This is a genomic window from Microbacterium sp. Bi98 (genome assembly GCF_918698045.1).
Lineage (GTDB): Bacteria > Actinomycetota > Actinomycetes > Actinomycetales > Microbacteriaceae > Microbacterium.
Genome location: NZ_CAKKLK010000003.1, coordinates 282,918 through 299,846 on the forward strand (window position 1 = coordinate 282,918; position 16,929 = coordinate 299,846).

Consider the following 16,929-nt stretch of genomic DNA (forward strand, 5'->3'; position numbering starts at 1 on the left):
TCGTCCGGCGGGGTCCCGCGGTCACAGGCGGCCGGTCGACTCCCAGAGCCTGATGAGCTTCAACGCAAGATGGAGAGTGCTGCGCGCGACGCCGTCGTCGAGCGCCTCTCTGACCACCTCGGGCAGACGCTCGAGCCGGTAGTAGAGCGTAGTCCGATGGACGAACAGGATGCGGCATGCCGCGACGACGTTCGCACCCACGTCGAGATACGTCTCGACGGTCACCCGCTGGCTGTCGTCTCGTTGGGAGTAGAGCGCATGCGCGGCGGGCGAGATGATCCGGAGTGCTGCCGGATCGGCTGACGCCGAGGCGAGCAGCCGCCATCCGCCGAGAGCGCTCGAGTCGACCGAGGGGTGGAACTGCGGGAGGGCGGCCGCGAGAGAGGCGGCGATGACGGCCTCATCGGCGGCGCTGCGCAGGTCCGACGCGCCCTGCGCAGGGGACGCGGTGCCGATTCCGAGAATGCGGATGCCGCGTCTCGCCGCCTCGTCGAGGAGGAGGTCGGTGAGGCCGTTGTCGGACGGCTGTCCCACGAGCAGGACGACACCGCGCTCCAGCCCGATGAAATGAGCCGGCACGGGCCGGAGGTGCGTCAGGTGGCGTCCGAAGGCGATGCGGTCGACATCGCTCACCGTCGCATCGATGAGGACGGCTCGAGCGACCGTGCCGGGGCCCGGCCGGAGCCACCGCTGCTGGACGGCGTGCGCGAAGGCGCCGCGACGCACGGACTCGTCGGCGTGCAGCAGATCGACCAGGATCGACTCTCGATCGACACGCGACGAGCCAGGGGCCCTGCGCAGGGCGATACGGGTGAGGGCGACGGCCGCATCGATCGCCTCGAAATCGCTCGCCGTGAGCTGCGGCCCATCTCCGAGGTCGATCTCGATGACGGCGACCGGGACACCGTCGTCATGCACCGGAACGGAGAGGAGCGAGGCGGATGCCTGAGGTGATGCGGACAGCCCGCCGTCGGACGCCGCCGGACCGAACTCGTGCACGACCACTCGGCGGTGCAGGGATGCTGCGAGTTGGAGGGCGATCTCCGACAGCGCCGTCGAGGCTGCGGGGGTCGTCGTATCGCTGATCGTCATGGGTCGCTCCTGTGCGGGGGATGGGCTCACCGTGTCGCTCTGCGTCGATGGATGCGGACGTCACATCCACCGAACTCGAGTACGCCCCATAGAAGCGTCTTCCGAGCAGCCGCACCAGGCGGAAAGCAGGCAGAAGTGAGGAACGACCGTCTTCGACTCCTGTCGCATGGTCGTGAGTCTGACGGTTCATAGATTCGTATTCAGCGGACGAAGGGACACGAGGTGACGCGATGATGAGCAGCAGCACGGTCGTCCTCGTGCACGGAGCCTTCCTCGACGCATCCGGTTGGTGGCCGGTCGTGCTCCGCCTGCTCGACGGCGGACACCGGGTGCTCGCTCCTCCGGTGACCGGCCGCAGCTTCCGCGGCGACTGCGACTACATCCGCACGATCGTCGAGCACGTCGACGGAGAGGTGCTGCTCGTCGGACACGGGTATGGCGCGGCCGTCATCACGGTCGTCGGCGAGGCGGCCAACGTCTCAGGGCTGCTCTTCATCGCGGGCTATGCGCTGGAACGGGGCGAGAGCATCGCCGAGATGCGAGACCTCTTCGCGCCGGCAGAGGCATCCGCGCATCTCGTGGCCACCGTGTTCCCGGGTGAAGACGGCGCACGGCGAACGGAGCTGACCGTCGCACCCGACCAGTTCGCGCGCCTTCTCGCGCAGGGCCTTCCCGCCGACGAATCGGGAGTCCTCGCGGTCTCACAGCGCCCGTTCTCCGACTCCGTGTTCGCCGAGCGGGCGTCCGGCGCGGGCTGGAGCGTGACGCCGAGCTGGGGCGTCGTGGCGACTCACGACCGTCTCATCAGCCCGCACCTCCAGCGCTTCGGATATCGGCGAGCGGGATGTCGAGCGGTGAGGGAGCTGGACGCACCGCACCTGGTCACGCAGACGCACGCCGCGGAGATCGTGCGGTTCATCGACAGCATCCTCGACGAGATCGAGACCCGTGGCTGAGCAGCAGGGGAATGCTGTCGACCCCCGCCCCGGTTGGACGGCGGGGTTCGCGCCGCTCGCCGTCCCGATCTTCCGCCTGGTGTGGCTGGCATCGATCGTCAGCAACATCGGCAGCTGGATGCAGACCGTCGGCGCTCAATGGCTCCTGGTGCAGGACGACAGCTCGCCGCTGCTCGTCGCGCTCGTGCAGACGGCATCGGCAGCGCCCGTGCTCCTGTTCGCGATCCCGGCCGGCGTCATCGGCGAGTTCCTCAACCGTCGGCGCGTCCTTCTCTGGTCGCAGACGGTCCAACTCGCCGTCGTGCTGGGTCTCACGTATCTGACCGCGGTCGGCCAGACGACCACGACCATCCTGCTGGCGTCGACGTTCGTGCTGGGGACGGTCTCGGCCATCCAGCTGCCGGCATTCCAGGCACTCGTGCCGGACATCGTGCCACCGAAGCTCCTGATCGATGCGGCGAGCCTCTCCTCGATCGGCGTGAACATCGCCCGCGCGGTGGGACCGGCGATCGCCGGCCTCGTGGTCGCCCAGTTCGGCGTCGCGGCGGTCTTCCTGCTCAATGCGCTCTCCTTCCTGGTGTTCCTGGGCGTGCTGCTCTTCTGGAAGACCTACAGTCCGCCGGTGGCTCGGCCCGAGCCCTTCGTCGATGCGACGCGGGCCGGCATCCGCTACATCCGCCACTCGCGGATCGTCCGCCGCATCCTGCTGCGGCTCGCCGTCTTCCTGATACCGGCGAACGCGCTCTGGGCGCTGCTGCCGACCATCGCCAAGAACTCGCTCGGGTTCTCTGCGAGTGGCTACGGCCTTCTGCTGGCAGCGCTGGGAGCAGGATCGATCGTCGGTGCGTTCGTGCTTCCGTGGGCGCGGCGCGTCGCAGCGGTCAACGGTGTGGTGCTGACCTCGTCCGTGGTCTTCGGGGCGGGACTCGTGGTCCTCGTGACCTCGCCGACCCTGTGGATCACCTTTCCGGCGCTCGTGGCGACCGGTCTCGCCTGGATCGGGGTGATCGCGACCATCAACGGCACGGTGCAGGCGTTCCTGCCCGTCTGGGTGCGTACGCGCGGCCTGTCGTTCTACCAGCTCGTCCTCTTCGGCTGCACGGCCGCCGGGTCTGCGGGCGCGGGCGTGCTCGCGTCCGTGTGGGATCCCGGGCTCGTGGTCATCGGGGCCGGGATCCTCTGCGGCCTGGGCGGACTCTCCCTGCTCGTGTGGCCCATGCCGGCGACGAGCGGCATCGGCCGCGGCATCGTGGAGGTGCCGGGGGTCGAGGACCGGCCCCGCCCGGACGGTGCTGACGACGCGCCCGTTCTGGTGGTCATCCGGTATCGCATTCGGTCGAGCGGAGACAGGAGTTCCTCGACACGATGACCGGCGTGCAGCAGACCCGTCTGCGGACGGGGGCGCGGGGGTGGCAGGTGTACGTCGACGCCGACGACCCGGGGTCGGTCATCGAGGCGTACTCCGTCGGCTCGTGGCGCGAGCACGTGAGTCAACACGAAGGTCGCACCACCGAGTTCGACGCCCAGCAGATCGCCCGTGCGCGCGCGATGAGCACCCAGGAGCTCGAGGTGACGCACCTGCTCGCCATCCCCCTGCCTCACCACCGCGGCGTCGAGAAGCGCCGCACCCGCGACAAGAGACGGAGCATCCCGCATGGAACGTGACGACAACCCCACCACTCACCCCGAGATCCCGTCGCTGGGCGACCCCGATCTGCCGCAGGAGGGGGAGGTGAACATCGCCGACCGCCCGCAGAGCAACACGATGACCGGTCCGCAGAACGAGGTCATCGAGTCGCAGTTCCCGAACCAGATGCACGCGCCGGCGACGGACATCAGCACGCAGCCGTTCTTCTGGTCCTCCTTCAACATCTCACCCCGCCGGGTGCAGCGCGGCGGCTGGGCGCGGGAGCTCACGAAGCAGGACTTCCACATCTCCGACGAGATCGCCGGGGTCAACATGTACCTCGAGCCGGGCGGCATCCGCGAACTGCACTGGCACCAGACCGCCGAATGGGCGGTCATGACCCGCGGCAAGGCGCGCGTGACGACTCTCAGCAGATCGGGTCTGCCCGCGGTGGAGGATGTCGAAGAGGGCGACCTGTGGTTCTTCCCGGCGGGCACCCCGCACTCCCTGCAGGGTCTCGGGCCGGACGGGGCGGAGTTCGTGCTGGCGTTCGACGACGGCGACCAGTCCGAGTCGAACACACTGCTGCTGACCGACTGGTTCGCACACACCCCACCCGAGGTCCTCGCGAAGAACTTCGGCGTCGCGCAGTCGGTCTTCTCCGACATCCCGCTGCACAACCTCTGGATCTTCCCCGGCGAAGAGCCACCCGCGCTCGACATCGACCAGGCCGCCGCGGGCGTGGAATGGGGCATGGAACCGGTCATCTTCCGACTGTCGCGCTCGAAGCCGCTGTATGAGAACACCGGCGGATCCATCCAGATCGCCGACTCGACCAACTACGCATACTCGAACACGGTCGCCGCCGCGCTGGTGACCGTGGAGCCGGGGTCGATGCGCGAACTGCATTGGCACCCGAACGCCGACGAATGGCAGTACTACCTGCGCGGCTCCGCCCGCATGACCGTGTTCAACACCGGCCCGCATGCGAACACGACCGACTTCCGCGCCGGTGACGTGGGGGTGGTGCGGAAGAACTTCGGGCACTACATCGAGAACACCGGTGACGACGTGCTGCAGTTCCTCGAGGTGTTCCGCACCGACAAGTACGAGGAGATCTCGCTCGCGAACTGGCTCTCCCACGTGCCCCCGCAGCTCGTCTCCGCCCATCTGAACATCGACCCCGCGGTGCTGGCGACGTTCCCCCGAGGAGCACAGGGCATCACACCACTGCGCTGATCAGCGCCCTCCGAGCGCGATCAGCGTTGAGCGCCTTCGGCGAGGTATCGGTGGATGAGGGTGACGGCCATCGCGCCCTCGCCGACGGCGGATGCGACGCGCTTGACGGAGTTCGCACGGACGTCGCCGGCCGCGAAGATCCCGGGCACGGATGTCTCGAGGTAGTAGGGCGAGCGATCCAGCGGCCACTTCTGCAGGTCGTCGGCGGAGAGGTCCACGCCGGTGAGCAGGAACCCGCGACTGTCGAGCTGCACATCCGTCGTCGCCGCCCACTCGGTGTTGGGAGCCCCGCCGATGCAGACGAACAGGTGGGTCGCGGGCACGCGTGTGGTCCTGCCAGCCTGGTCGAGGGTGATCTCCCGCAGATGCTCGTCTCCGTCGACCGCGACGACGCGGGAGTGGACGAGGATGGTGACGTTGCTCTGCGCGGCGAGCCGGTCGAGCAGATAGGCCGACATGGTCGACGAGAGCGAGGGGCCGCGGACGACGACAGTGACGTGCGCCGCGTGGGCCGCGAGGTTCATGGCCGCCTGTCCTGCGGAGTTGGCGCCGCCGACGACGTACACGTGCTGACCGATGCAGGCGGAGGCTTCGCTGGTGCCCGCGCCGTAGTAGATGCCGGCACCGCGGAAGCCCTGCTCGCCGTCGAGGCCGAGTCTGCGCCACTGCACGCCGGTGGCGCAGAGCGCCGCGCGTGCATGGATCTCCGACCCGTCGGCGAGCCGAGCCCGCACGTCGTGGTCCCTGAACGTGCGGGCGATGCCGTACCTCATGACGATGAGTTCGGCGCCGAAGGAGAGCGCCTGCCGGCGGGCGCGCTCGGCGAGCTCCGCCCCGGAGATCCCCCCGGGGAAACCGAGGTAGTTCTCGATGAGGCTGCTGAAACCGGCCTGCCCGCCGACGGCGTCGCGCTCTACGACGGCGACGCTGAGACCCTCGGATGCCGCGTAGACGGCGGCCGAGAGTCCGGCGGGTCCTGCTCCGTAGATGATGAGGTCGTACGTCGACTGCGCCGGAGGCTTCACCCAGCCGAGAGCCGCAGCGACCTGCTCGGGATTCGGGTCCTCCAACACGGCGCCTTCGGGAAGGACGACCAGCGGTAGCCGCCTGCCGGTCAGGTCGATTCCTGCCGCCGCGGCGGCACCTCGGGGAACCATGATCGGCAGGAACGGAACCTCGCTGCGGGTCAGATAGTCGCGCAACGCGAAAGCCTGCGGCCCGTCGGCGTCGGCGATGAGACGCAGGGGCGACCGCTGGTCGGGTGCCTCGGTCACGCGTCGCCTGCGAGCTGCTCCTGCCAGTCCGCAGGCACGCGCTCAGCCGGGCCGGGGGTGGTCTGCGACCGCGGATGGCTGTGCGGGGGAGCGAGGGCGGGACCGTCGAAGGCTGTCTCGGTGCCGAAGTCCCAGAACCAGTCCTCACCGGGCTCGAAGCTCTGGATCACTCGATGGCCGCTCGTGTGCGCGTGCTTCGTCGCATGCTTGTGCAAGGAGTCGTCGCAGCATCCGATGTGCCCGCAGTAGGCGCACCGGCGCAGATGCAGCCACCACGATCCGATCGCCTCGCAGTCCAGACACCCCGGGCCGGAGGGGGGAACGTCCGCCCGGATGAAGTCGCTGACGTCGCTCATGGGTGCATCTCCTGTCGTCGGTATGCCGTCGGGGTCATGATGTCGGGATTCCGTGTCGTACTCAAGGGTGCCCGCGGGAGTCCTCATGTTCCTTCGACACCCGTCGAAGCCGTGCTCGTCGACATCCTCTAGGTTCGGGGAGGTGAGCACCTCTTCCTCCCGCCGGGTCCCGATCGAATCGCAGAAGGTCGATGCGCCGCTGACGTCCAGCGCGACGTTCCTCGTGTTGCAGATCGCTGACGGAGCGGATGCCGCGTCGACCGCGCGCGACGCGATCGCCGGTATCGACGACCTCGTGAAGAACGTCGGATTCCGTGATCTCGACGCGATGCTGTCGTGCACGGTCGGCATCGGAGCCGCGGCGTGGCCGCGCCTCACCGCGCGCCGGGTTCCGGCGGAGCTGCACCCCTTCGCACCGGTCGTCGGCCCGGTGCACACCGCGCCGGGCACGCCCGGGGATCTCCTCTTCCATATCCGTGCGAACCGCCAGGATCTCGTGTTCGAGTTAGAGCGCCAGTTGCTCGACGTGCTGGGCGACGCTGTGACCGTGGTCGACGAGACCTCGGGATTCCGGTATTTCGACGTGCGCGACCTGCTCGGCTTCGTCGACGGGACCGCGAACCCGGTGGGGAACGCCGTCGCCGAGTCGACGCTGGTGGGCGCAGAGGACGGTGATCACGTCGGGGGCAGCTACGTCGTCGTCCAGCGATATCTGCACGACCTCGGTCAGTGGCAGGCGCTGACGACCGAGCAGCAGGAGGCCGTGATCGGCCGCAAGAAGGCCGACAATGTCGAGCTCGACGATGCGGCCGTCGGGCAGAAGTCCCACAAGACCCTCGCCACGATCGTGGTCGACGGTGTCGAGCACGACATCCTTCGTGACAACATGCCTTTCGGCAGCCCGGGCTCGTCGTCCTTCGGCACCTACTTCATCGGATACTCGCGCTACCTGTGGGTCATCGAGAAGATGCTCGAGAACATGTTCATCGGTGACCCGCCCGGCGCCTACGACCGACTCCTTGACTTCTCCCGCGCCACGACCGGCAGCACCTTCTTCGCGCCGTCCGCGGACTTCCTCAGCGGGCTCGCCGACGAGCCGATGCCCGTGCAGCGCATCTGACGGCAGACGAGCGGACAAGAGTCACCTCCCATCTCGCGCCGCACGCGCGTAGCGTTGATATGAGGGAAGACTCTTCTACGGAGCCGCTCAGCCGCCGATCCTCATCGAGGACCGAGCGTTGGCTCACCTCAAGATCGTCGTCACGACGAAGCTGCGCCGCAACGAGAGCTTCACCCTGTCGTGGATCCACAAGGACGGCGAGGTCCCCGGTCGATCGACCATCTGGCTGCATCCATCGATCCCGCTGCGCTTCGTGTTCGACGAGACGGAGGCGCCGACGCTGAACCGTCGGTGGATCGAGGAGCTCTCTCAGACACTCAGCAGCACGGGCGGCGTCTGCCTGACTGCGGAGATCATCGATCCCACCGAAGGCGGCGAATCGGAACGCGCAGGCAGAGGGCGGTGACCGACTCGCTCACAGGGTGAGGCGGCGGTCGACGATCTGCTGCGCGACATCGTGCAGTCGCCCACCGACAAAGCGCGCGTGTCGTCGAAGGATGGTGAAGGCATCGTCGATGGAGACGCTGCGCTGAAACGACAGCGCGCCCTTCGCCTGCTCGATCAGGATCCTGCTGTCGAGCGCGTGCTGAAGCTGCGCGGTGCGGTCGGCGTGCGCGCGGAGCGTGCGATGCTGCACCAGACCGATCGTGGCGAACTCGCCGAGTGCCTGAGCGACGGCCGCATCCTGGTCGGTGAGCACGCCGACCCTGTCGAAGAAGAGGTTCAGCGCACCGAGGTGCTGATCGCGAAGCGAGAGCGGCACCGCGTAGCCAGCGCGAAGGCCGCGTCGCACCGCGAGAGGAGCGAACTCGGGCCAGCGATCGGCGCTCGCCCGCAGATCGGGTGTCTCCACCACGCGCCCGGACCGGAAGCTGTCGAGGCAGGGGCACTGCTCGATGCCGAGCTCTGCCTCCTCCACATCGCTCGCGCGCTCACTCGTCGAGCCCAGCACGTGGAGTTGTCCTCCGACATCGGCCAGGACGATGCCGGCGTCGACCGGAGGGGTGAAGTGCGTCGCGGCCTCGACGAGAAGGTCCACGGTGTCGATGACGTCATAGTCCGGATCCAGAGCGTCAGCCAGGCGGCGGAAGACAGCGGTCAGGTCGTTCGGCGAGTGCGGGTCGCGGATCACATCGAACGGCATTCGGATGCGATCCTCAACTCACGCCCACGGCATGGCCCTGCTCTGCGCCCACGTTCTCGGGTTCGTGAACCAGATACAGTCCGGACGGCGCATTCGCGGTGAACGCGAGCGCGTCGATCCAGTGCCGATTGAGCTCGGGGACTTTGCCGCCGGTGTACTTGAAGACGAGGTTGCAGCCGGGGTGCATCCAGACCGAACTCCGACCTCCGCCGATGCTGGCGTCCTCCTTCCAGGTGAAGAGGAACGGCTCGCCGCGGCGCAGCTTCGTCGTCATCACGACCTGCAGATGATGGAGCGCGCGGTCGTCGATCTCCACCTTCTGATTTCCCTCGTAGACGAACTTGCCCATGATGGGACGTCCCTTCGTAGATCTCCTTCTGTGCCAGAACTACAGGGGTGGGGTGCCCCCCGCAAGGCCCTTGCAGACCGATCGAGAGTGTTCCTGCGCCGTTCGCAGGCGTCTCGGTCGGACGCCTTTTACACCCGAGACCTCGATTTCGGCAAGGGTGCTGGAACGGCTTTCTCACCCCGTTAGACCAGTGCTCACCAATCCAGCGGATCGGTCGACGAAGTCGTCCGATCCGAGACGACCCCGCACGAAGGAGCACTGATGTCGGACACTTATGGCACGACGAGCCTGAGCGGCTCAGACGCGCATCACGAGCAGGATTCTGGGAAGGCGGAGGCTGCCAAGAACGAGGCGGCCGGTCTTGCCGACACGGCCGGCACTCAGGCGAAGGACCTGATGGGCACCGCCAAGGAAGAGGCGGCGAGCGTCGTCGGCGAGGCCAAGACGCAGGCGAAGGACCTGTACGCGCAGACCACCCGTGAGCTGAAGGAGCAGGCGCACACGCAGCAGCAGCGCCTCGCCGGTGGGCTTCGGTCGGTCAGCGACGAACTCGGTTCGATGGCTGCGAACTCGGAAGGCAGCGGTGTCGCGAGCGATCTGGTGCAGCAGGTCGCCGGGCGACTGTCGGGCGCGGCGAGCTGGCTCGGGGACCGCGATCCGGCCTCCGTGCTCACGGAGGTGAAGCGGTATGCGAGACGCAAGCCCGGAACCTTCATCCTCGGGGCGGCGATCGTCGGCGTCGCTGTCGGCAGGCTCACCCGAGCGCTGGCCTCGAACTCGAGCGAGGTCGCCAACTGCAGGCGGGCATCGCCGCAGAGCGGGAGATCCGCCTTCCTCCGAGGGACACACGCAAGAGCGACAAGGCCGCAGAGAAGGAGCGGCAGGACATCGACGAGGCCCGCCGCATCCGCGAGCATGCCGATGCAGAATCGGGGCACCGCGAATCCGACGGGTCCGACCGTCGATGACCGATCAGCGTGCGGTCGGCGGAAGCTTGTCCACGCCGTGCCGGTTCGGCTTGTCGGGCTCCGCGGCGGTATCGGGAGACACGTGTGCGGGTCCGGTCGGCCCCGCTTCGGACGTCGGATAGTGCGGCTCGTCGATCTCGACGGCCTTGTCTCGCTCGTCGAGAGGAGGCAGATGGTCGAGCGGTTGCTTGATGTCGTCTGGGTGGCTCATGCCTACAGGCTCCGCCACCGGTGACGTGGGCGACCAGGGGCTTGTCATCGAAAGGATGATGTGGTGGGCGACTGCTCTCCGGTGAGGCGTAGGGTCGATTCCATGCACGCCCGGCCACTTCTCGTCTATGACGGCGATTGCGCGTTCTGCACCACGTGGGTGCAACGACTCGAACGCTGGCTCGGCAGGTTTCCCGAGGCTCAGCCGTGGCAATGGCTCGACCTCGATGAAATCGGACTGAGTTCCGCGGATGTCACCCGCTACGCGTGGCTGCTGGTCGGCGCGCGTCGGATGCGCGGACATGCTGCCTTCGCAGGATTGCTCCGCATGCAGCGATCCCGGCTGCTGCGCTTCGCCGGCGTGCTCCTCGTCACGCCCCCGTTCTCCTGGGTCGCTGCGCTGGGCTATTCGCTGATCGCGCGCTTCCGACACCGTCTTCCCGGCGGCACGGCCGCCTGTGCGCTTCCGCGGGCCTGAGACAGCACCCGACGATCCTCCGGTTGTCAACGCCCCTTCACCCGGGCGGGCGCTCACCTAGCATCGCCGGATGGGACGCCTCAGGTATGACAGCACACTCGACCCGATCGTCATCGACGATGTGACGCTCGCGCACATGAAGATCGTCGTCGGCACGAAGCTCAGGCGGCAGGAGAGCTTCATGATGTCCTGGATCCCGGGAGACGATTCCCGCGACGGCCGACTGACCGCATGGATTCATCCGAGCATTCCGCTCGTCCTGGCGTTCGACAGCGTCGAGCCGATTCACGTGGATGCCGAGCGCGTGTCACGGATGATGAACAGCCTCAACGCTCACGGAGAACTGCTGATCGAGGATATGTAGGCCGCTCACACCACTCACATCGGGATCCCGTCGGCTTCCAAGAGAGGCGAAGTTCGGGCCGCGCAGTCCGAAGAATGAACCGCATGAACCCATCGCCTCATGCGCTTGCCGCCCACCCCTCCTCCGACATGAGACTCGCACGGACCCTCCGGAGCATCGACTACCCCGCGACCAAGGACGATCTGCTGAGGATCGCCGTCGTCGATCATCTCGAGGTCGCGACCATCGACGCCATCCACGAGCTGCCCGCCCGCGACTATCACGGAGTCGCCGAGGTGCTGAAGACGCTCGATGGCGCCTGACTGACCCGCGGGCACCGCGCAGGGTGAGGGCGAACTTGTCAATACCCTGCGATAGCGCCCGCTGTCTTCCTAACCTGGCACCATGTCCGACCTCACCGGCGCGCCACTGACGCTCACGTGGCCGCACGAATCCGATACATCGTCGCCGTCGCGACTCACCATGCACGCGCCGCAGGGAGGTGCATGATGGGCAGATTCATCTATGAGGGCTCGATCAGGATCGAGATCGAGGATCGCGCGCTCAGTCACCTGCAGCTCGTGATCACCGCGAAGCTCCGACGAGCCGAGCCCTTCAACTTCAGCTGGCGCGAGGATCAGAGCATCGGGGGAGGCCGCACCACCGTCTGGCTGCACCCGGGGAGTGCGCTGGTCTATCGGTTCCTCGGCAGCAGGCAGCCATCGATCAACCGGCGGTGGGTCGATGCGCTCGCATTCACCGCGAATGCCCCGACCGGGCTGTACCTGGTCGCAGAGCCGGATGAGCTGTCATCGGGGGAGAAGCTCGGAGTGCCCGCCGACCTGTAGCCGCCAGCTGCCGCGATCCTCGGTGTGAAAACGGGGCGTGCTTACGGGCATCGCCGCATCCTGATGACGATCCGAGAGCGGAGAGATCGGCACGAGAATCGCCACGTCTCGTCACGCTGACTCCGGTAACCTCATGCGCATGGCCACCGCAACGACGCAGACCCCGAAACGCGAGGCCTTCGGCTCGCGCAACGTCTTCATCCTCTCTGCGATCGGCTCTGCCGTCGGGCTGGGGAACATCTGGAGATTCCCCTACGTGGCGTACGAAGGCGGAGGCGGGGCGTTCCTCATCCCGTATCTGTGTGCGCTTCTCACTGCCGGAATCCCGCTCCTTTTCTTCGACTACGCGATCGGCCACCGGTTCCGCGGCTCCGCGCCGTTGGCCTTCCGACGGATGCACCGCAGGGCCGAGCCGCTCGGCTGGTGGCAGGTGCTCATCTGCGTGGTGATCGCGGTCTACTACGCGGTGATCATCGCGTGGGCTGCGATGTACACCTGGTTCTCGGCGCAGCTGACCTGGGGGCCGGGCAACGAGAACGACTTCTTCTTCATCGACTTCCTCCGCTCGGCCGATGTCGCCGAGGTGGGCATCTCGACGGACTTCGTGCCGCAGGTCGGCCTCCCGCTCGTGGCGGTCTGGCTGATCGTCATCGTCATCATGGCGCTGGGTGTGAAGCGCGGGATCGGTCGGGCGAACATGATCCTGATGCCTCTGCTCACGGTGATGTTCGCGATCCTCGTGGTGCAGTCGCTGTTCCTGCCGGGCGCCATGGACGGGCTGAACGCCTTCTTCACCCCCAACTGGGAAGCGCTCGGCGACCCGGCCGTCTGGGCATCGGCCTACGGCCACATCTTCTTCTCGCTGTCGGTGGCCTTCGGCATCATGGTGACCTACTCGTCGTACCTGAAGCGCAAGACCGACCTCACCGGTTCCGGTCTGGTCGTGGCGTTCGCGAACTCCGGCTTCGAGATCCTCGCGGGAATCGGCGTGTTCGCGGCCCTCGGCTTCATGGCGCAGGCACAGGGGACCGAGGTGGCCGGTGTCGCGTCGTCGGGAATCGGCCTGGCCTTCATCGCCTTCCCCACGATCGTCTCTCAGGCGGCAGGCGGCTCGATCATCGGCGTCCTCTTCTTCGGAGCGCTGGTCTTCGCGGGGGTGACCTCGCTCATCTCGATCCTCGAGGTGATCGTCGCGGCGCTGCAGGACAAGCTGGGCTGGGCGCGCATCCGCACGACGCTCACGGTGTCCATCCCGCTCGCGATCGTCTCGTTGGCACTGTTCTCGACGACCACCGCGCTGTCCGTGCTCGATACCGCTGACGCCTTCGTCAATGCCTTCGGCATCATGGCCGTCGCACTGGTCGCGGTGATCGTGGTCGCATGGCTGCTGCACAAGCTGCCGGCACTCGTCGACCACCTCGATCGTCGGTCGAGCTTCCGGGTCGGGCGAGTGTGGATGCTGCTCGTCGGCGCGCTCGCGCCCCTCGTGCTCGGGTACCTGCTCGTCACCGAGCTGATCTCGAAGACCTCCGAGCCGTACGGCGGCTATCCGGGATGGTTCCTCGCCGTCTTCGGATGGGGCATGGTCATCGCGCTCGTCGTGATCGCACTGCTGCTCTCGGCGCTGCCATGGAGCGGCCGCTCCCACGCCAAGGATGATCCCGAGTACGACGAGTTCCTCACCGAGGAAGACTACGAACCGGATGCCGAGACCTCGTCGATCCCGCTGATCGCGACCTCGGAACCGCACGCGACGGAGAAGGGAGCGGGCGCATGACCACGACAGCGGTCGTCATGATGATCATCGCGATGGTCACGATCTGGGGCGGCCTCATCGCCGCCGTCGTGAACCTCGCTCGTCACCCCGAGGCAGCGGATTCGGAGCCGGCGCCGCCCGTCGAGCTCTGACCGTCTTACCTGCACGGGGAGCGGGAATCAACCCGCTCCCCACGTTCCTCGATCCTGACTACTTTCTCTTCCAGAAGCACTGTCGACGGAAGAGGAGCCCATGAGCAGGACGCGGCCGAGATTCGATATCGACGAGTGGAGCATCGGTGCCGACGGCATCGACGTCGAGAACCTCGCCCATGAGGAGTCCGTCTTCGGCCTCTCGAACGGTCATGTGGGCTGGCGGGGGAACCTCGACGAAGGCGACCCGCGCGGCGTCGCGGGAAGCTATCTGAACGGCCTCTTCGAAGAGCACCCGATGCCGTATGCCGAAGATGGATACGGCTACCCCGAGTGCGGGCAGAGCGTGATCAACGCGGCCAACGGCCAGCTCATCCGGCTGATCGTCGGGGACGAGCCGTTCGATGTCCGTCGTGGATCGCTCACGTCGCACACCCGTCGACTCGACTTCCGCGCGGGAACTCTCGAACGCGAGGTCGAGTGGACCAGTCCGACCGGCCAGCGGGTGCGGATCCGGTCGACGAGGATCGTCTCCTTCGCGCACCGCTCCGTCGCAGCGGTGCACTACCGTGTGCAGGCGCTCGGCGGTCCGGCGGACGTCACCGTCATCTCCGAACTGCTGGCGAACGAGCCGCTGCCGATCACGCACGACGACCCCCGGGTGCAGGAGCTGCTGAGCGAGCCGCTCGAGGGGGTGGCCTCGGCCGCCGGCGCGGGTGCCGCCACCCTCGTGCACCGCACGAGGAAGAGCGGGCTCACGACCGCTGTCGCGATGGACCATCGCGTGAGCGGTTCTCCCCGGAACGAGCCGAGCGTCGAGACGGATGTCGATGCGACGGGCGACCGTGCGCGTACCACGGTGCGCGCATCCCTGGCTGCCGGAGAGACGCTCGAGATCGTCAAGCTCGTCGGTCATGAGTTCTCGTCCGACCTCTCGACCGCCGCCCTGCGGGACCGGGCCGAGACGGCGGTCGGCGACGCGCTGCGGGCCGGATGGGACGCACTGGTCGCCGATCAACGGGCACGGCTGGACGACTTCTGGGAGTGCGCCGACGTGCGGGTCGACGGACCGGCACGGCTGCAGCAGGCCGTGCGCTTCGCGCTCTTCCAGGTGTTCCAGGCCTCCACCCGCATGGAATTGCGATCCGTTCCGGGCAAGGGGCTGACCGGCTCCGGATACGAGGGGCACACCTTCTGGGACTTCGAGGCGTTCGTGCTCCCCGTCCTCACCTCGACCCTCCCGCACGCCGCCGAGCAGGCGCTGCGATGGCGACATTCCGTACTCGACCGCGCTCGTGACAGGGCGGCGCAACTGCATCTGCAGGGTGCCGCGTTGCCGTGGCGAACCATCGACGGCAGAGAGTCGTCGGGGTACTGGCCTGCCAGCACGGCCGCGTTCCACATCAACGCCGATGTGGCCGGAGCGGTTCTGCACTACGTGCGGGCGACGGGCGATGCCGACTTCGAACGGGAGGCCGGCCTCGAGATCCTGGTCGAGACCGCTCGCCTCTGGGCCTCGCTCGGTCGGTGGGACCCGCACGGCGGCTTCCACATCGACGGCGTCACGGGGCCGGACGAGTACTCGGCCATCGCGAACGACAACGTCTTCACGAACCTGGCGGCTCAGAAGAACCTTCGAGGGGCGGCGGCCGCTGCCCGACGGCATCCGGAGGTCGCGTCGGAGCTCGAGGTCGTAGACGACGAGATCGCGAGGTGGGAACTCGCTGCCGCGGCGATGACGGTGCCCTTCGATGACGAACGGGGCGTGCACCCGCAGTCCGCCGGCTACACCGACCTCGAACGGTGGAACTTCGAGTCGACGGCGCCGGACGAATACCTGCTGCACGACCACTTCCCGTACTTCGACCTCTACCGCAAGCAGGTCGTGAAGCAGGCCGATCTGGTGCTCGCCCTGTTCTTCTCGCATGAGTCGTTCACCGCGGAGCAGAAGGAGCGTGCGTTCGAGTATTACGAGGCGATCACCGTGCGGGACTCATCGCTGTCGGCGGCGGCGCAGGCCGTGGTCGCCGCAGAGGTCGGTCACCTGGATCTCGCGCTCGACTACCTCGCCGAGGTCGCGACTCTCGATCTCGACGACCTTCATGGCAACACCGGTCAGGGGCTTCATGTCGCCGCTCTCGCGGGGGTCTGGACGGCCATCACCGCGGGCTTCGGCGGGATGCGCGACAGCGACAGCGGCCTGCGGTTCTGCCCGCGTCTTCCGTCCGAGATCGACGGGCTCGAGTTCGGGGTGCGCATCCACGGCTGCATCCTGCGTGTCGATGTCCGCCAGGCGGAGGCCACCTATCGGCTCGCCTCAGGCGACCCGGTCACCATCACCCACTACGACGAGCAGGTGACGCTCGACGCCGGACATCCCGTCACCAGAGGGATTCCACCACTGCAGTCGCGGGGGCCGCAGCCCCGGCAGCCTCGAGGACGAGCGCCCCGACCGGCGCTCGAGGCGTTCAGCGCCTGAGGTGGCAGAGAGAGGAGACAGTCCTGTCGGATCGAACCATCGGTCGCGCATCGATGCGAATCGCGTTCTGGTCATGGACGCTCCTCATCGTGGTCGGGCTGGCGACCATGATCGCCCTGCCTGTGATGGGGAGGTGAACGAGATGCGTCGCTTCGTCAGAGACGGGGGACTCAGCCTCGTCTTCCTCGCGATCTTCGCGCTCAGCCTGATCGGGCAGTCGATCGCGGGACACGCCTACAACAACCAGGAGCTGGCTCGGCACGGTCAGCCGCCCACTCCGTATCTGGAGTTCATCACCTCCTCCGACTTCCTCGTCGATGTGGCGGAGAACTGGCAGTCGGAGTTCCTGCAGTTCTTCCTCTTCATCCTCGCGACCATCTGGTCATCCAGCGAGGATCACCTGAATCCAAGAAGCCGGGCGACGAGGGAGTGGGGTCGGACGCCGATCAACTCGTCGGAGAGCACGTCTTCATGAGAGGAGAAGTTAGACGCGCGGGGTGAAACCGGCCCGGGGCTTGTCACCGACCGGTTGTTGTGC

The 16,929-nt window shown here is 67.3% G+C and carries 18 protein-coding genes and 1 pseudogene; 14 read left to right on the forward strand and 5 right to left on the reverse strand.

All coding sequences use genetic code 11. The features are described 5' to 3' along the window. Positions 1 to 21: 21 nt before the first annotated feature. Positions 22 to 1,092 carry a helix-turn-helix domain-containing protein gene (locus LQZ85_RS08065; RefSeq protein ID WP_230100754.1) on the reverse strand — a complete coding sequence of 357 codons (1,071 nt, stop codon included), beginning with the start codon at positions 1,090 to 1,092 and terminating at the stop codon, positions 22 to 24. 233 nt (positions 1,093 to 1,325) lie between these two features. Here LQZ85_RS08065 and LQZ85_RS08070 point away from each other — a divergent pair, with 233 nt between their 5' ends. From LQZ85_RS08070 to LQZ85_RS08080, 3 genes and pseudogenes are all read left to right on the forward strand, one after another. Continuing rightward, positions 1,326 to 2,048 (forward strand): alpha/beta hydrolase, encoded by a 723-nt coding sequence (locus tag LQZ85_RS08070; RefSeq protein ID WP_230100755.1) that lies wholly within the window; start codon positions 1,326 to 1,328, stop codon positions 2,046 to 2,048. 79 nt (positions 2,049 to 2,127) lie between these two features. Further along, positions 2,128 to 3,713 (forward strand): annotated as a pseudogene (locus LQZ85_RS08075) (MFS transporter). Further along, entirely contained in the window at positions 3,703 to 4,914 is a 1,212-nt protein-coding gene (locus LQZ85_RS08080) for a cupin domain-containing protein (RefSeq protein ID WP_230100756.1), read from the forward strand. Before LQZ85_RS08075 ends, LQZ85_RS08080 begins: the two are co-directional and overlap by 11 nt. 20 nt (positions 4,915 to 4,934) lie before the next feature. Here LQZ85_RS08080 and LQZ85_RS08085 read toward each other — a convergent pair whose 3' ends face one another. After that, positions 4,935 to 6,188, reverse strand: a complete 1,254-nt coding sequence (locus LQZ85_RS08085; protein ID WP_230100757.1) for an FAD-dependent oxidoreductase — start codon at positions 6,186 to 6,188, stop codon at positions 4,935 to 4,937. Next, entirely contained in the window at positions 6,185 to 6,544 is a 360-nt protein-coding gene (locus LQZ85_RS08090; RefSeq protein ID WP_230100758.1) for a UBP-type zinc finger domain-containing protein, read from the reverse strand. The genes LQZ85_RS08085 and LQZ85_RS08090 overlap by 4 nt, the downstream gene beginning before the upstream one ends. Before the next feature lie 142 nt (positions 6,545 to 6,686). On the opposite strand from LQZ85_RS08090, the gene LQZ85_RS08095 reads away from it, so the two are divergent. Both LQZ85_RS08095 and LQZ85_RS08100 read left to right on the forward strand, forming a co-directional pair. Continuing rightward, positions 6,687 to 7,664, forward strand: coding sequence for a Dyp-type peroxidase (locus tag LQZ85_RS08095; protein ID WP_230100759.1), 978 nt, complete (start codon positions 6,687 to 6,689; stop codon positions 7,662 to 7,664). A gap of 118 nt (positions 7,665 to 7,782) precedes the next feature. Beyond that, positions 7,783 to 8,070, forward strand: a complete 288-nt coding sequence (locus LQZ85_RS08100) for a hypothetical protein (protein ID WP_230100760.1) — start codon at positions 7,783 to 7,785, stop codon at positions 8,068 to 8,070. Positions 8,071 to 8,079: 9 nt separating this feature from the next. On the opposite strand, the gene LQZ85_RS08105 is transcribed toward LQZ85_RS08100, so the two are convergent. Both LQZ85_RS08105 and LQZ85_RS08110 read right to left on the reverse strand, forming a co-directional pair. Next, positions 8,080 to 8,808 carry a GAF and ANTAR domain-containing protein gene (locus LQZ85_RS08105; protein WP_230100761.1) on the reverse strand — a complete coding sequence of 243 codons (729 nt, stop codon included), beginning with the start codon at positions 8,806 to 8,808 and terminating at the stop codon, positions 8,080 to 8,082. Between the two features lie 13 nt (positions 8,809 to 8,821). Continuing rightward, positions 8,822 to 9,157: an ATP-dependent DNA ligase gene (locus tag LQZ85_RS08110; RefSeq protein WP_230100762.1), complete on the reverse strand. Its 336-nt coding sequence runs from the start codon at positions 9,155 to 9,157 to the stop codon at positions 8,822 to 8,824. Between the two features lie 261 nt (positions 9,158 to 9,418). On the opposite strand from LQZ85_RS08110, the gene LQZ85_RS08115 reads away from it, so the two are divergent. The 9 genes from LQZ85_RS08115 to LQZ85_RS08155 all read left to right on the forward strand — a co-directional run bounded on the left by LQZ85_RS08115 (position 9,419) and on the right by LQZ85_RS08155 (position 16,866). After that, positions 9,419 to 10,360 (forward strand): hypothetical protein, encoded by a 942-nt coding sequence (locus LQZ85_RS08115; RefSeq protein ID WP_187249713.1) that lies wholly within the window; start codon positions 9,419 to 9,421, stop codon positions 10,358 to 10,360. A gap of 78 nt (positions 10,361 to 10,438) precedes the next feature. Further along, the gene (locus tag LQZ85_RS08120) at positions 10,439 to 10,813 is read left to right on the forward strand and encodes a DCC1-like thiol-disulfide oxidoreductase family protein (RefSeq protein WP_056278854.1); all 375 of its coding nucleotides are present in this window, start codon (positions 10,439 to 10,441) and stop codon (positions 10,811 to 10,813) included. 70 nt (positions 10,814 to 10,883) lie between these two features. Then, positions 10,884 to 11,177, forward strand: coding sequence for a hypothetical protein (locus LQZ85_RS08125; RefSeq protein ID WP_056278853.1), 294 nt, complete (start codon positions 10,884 to 10,886; stop codon positions 11,175 to 11,177). Positions 11,178 to 11,260: 83 nt separating this feature from the next. Beyond that, positions 11,261 to 11,479 (forward strand): DUF2795 domain-containing protein, encoded by a 219-nt coding sequence (locus LQZ85_RS08130; RefSeq protein WP_187249711.1) that lies wholly within the window; start codon positions 11,261 to 11,263, stop codon positions 11,477 to 11,479. 186 nt (positions 11,480 to 11,665) lie between these two features. Further along, complete coding sequence (locus LQZ85_RS08135; protein ID WP_072591349.1) at positions 11,666 to 12,004, forward strand: ATP-dependent DNA ligase; 339 nt, start codon at positions 11,666 to 11,668, stop codon at positions 12,002 to 12,004. Positions 12,005 to 12,143: 139 nt separating this feature from the next. Then, a complete protein-coding gene (locus tag LQZ85_RS08140; protein WP_230100763.1) occupies positions 12,144 to 13,781 on the forward strand; it encodes a sodium-dependent transporter in 1,638 nt (545 codons plus the stop codon). Next, the gene (locus LQZ85_RS08145; protein WP_072591348.1) at positions 13,778 to 13,912 is read left to right on the forward strand and encodes a methionine/alanine import family NSS transporter small subunit; all 135 of its coding nucleotides are present in this window, start codon (positions 13,778 to 13,780) and stop codon (positions 13,910 to 13,912) included. The genes LQZ85_RS08140 and LQZ85_RS08145 overlap by 4 nt, the downstream gene beginning before the upstream one ends. A 100-nt stretch (positions 13,913 to 14,012) precedes the next feature. Next, entirely contained in the window at positions 14,013 to 16,391 is a 2,379-nt protein-coding gene (locus LQZ85_RS08150) for a glycosyl hydrolase family 65 protein (protein ID WP_230100764.1), read from the forward strand. A 142-nt stretch (positions 16,392 to 16,533) separates the two neighbouring features. Continuing rightward, positions 16,534 to 16,866, forward strand: coding sequence for a DUF6766 family protein (locus LQZ85_RS08155; protein WP_230100765.1), 333 nt, complete (start codon positions 16,534 to 16,536; stop codon positions 16,864 to 16,866). Positions 16,867 to 16,929 lie beyond the last annotated feature (63 nt).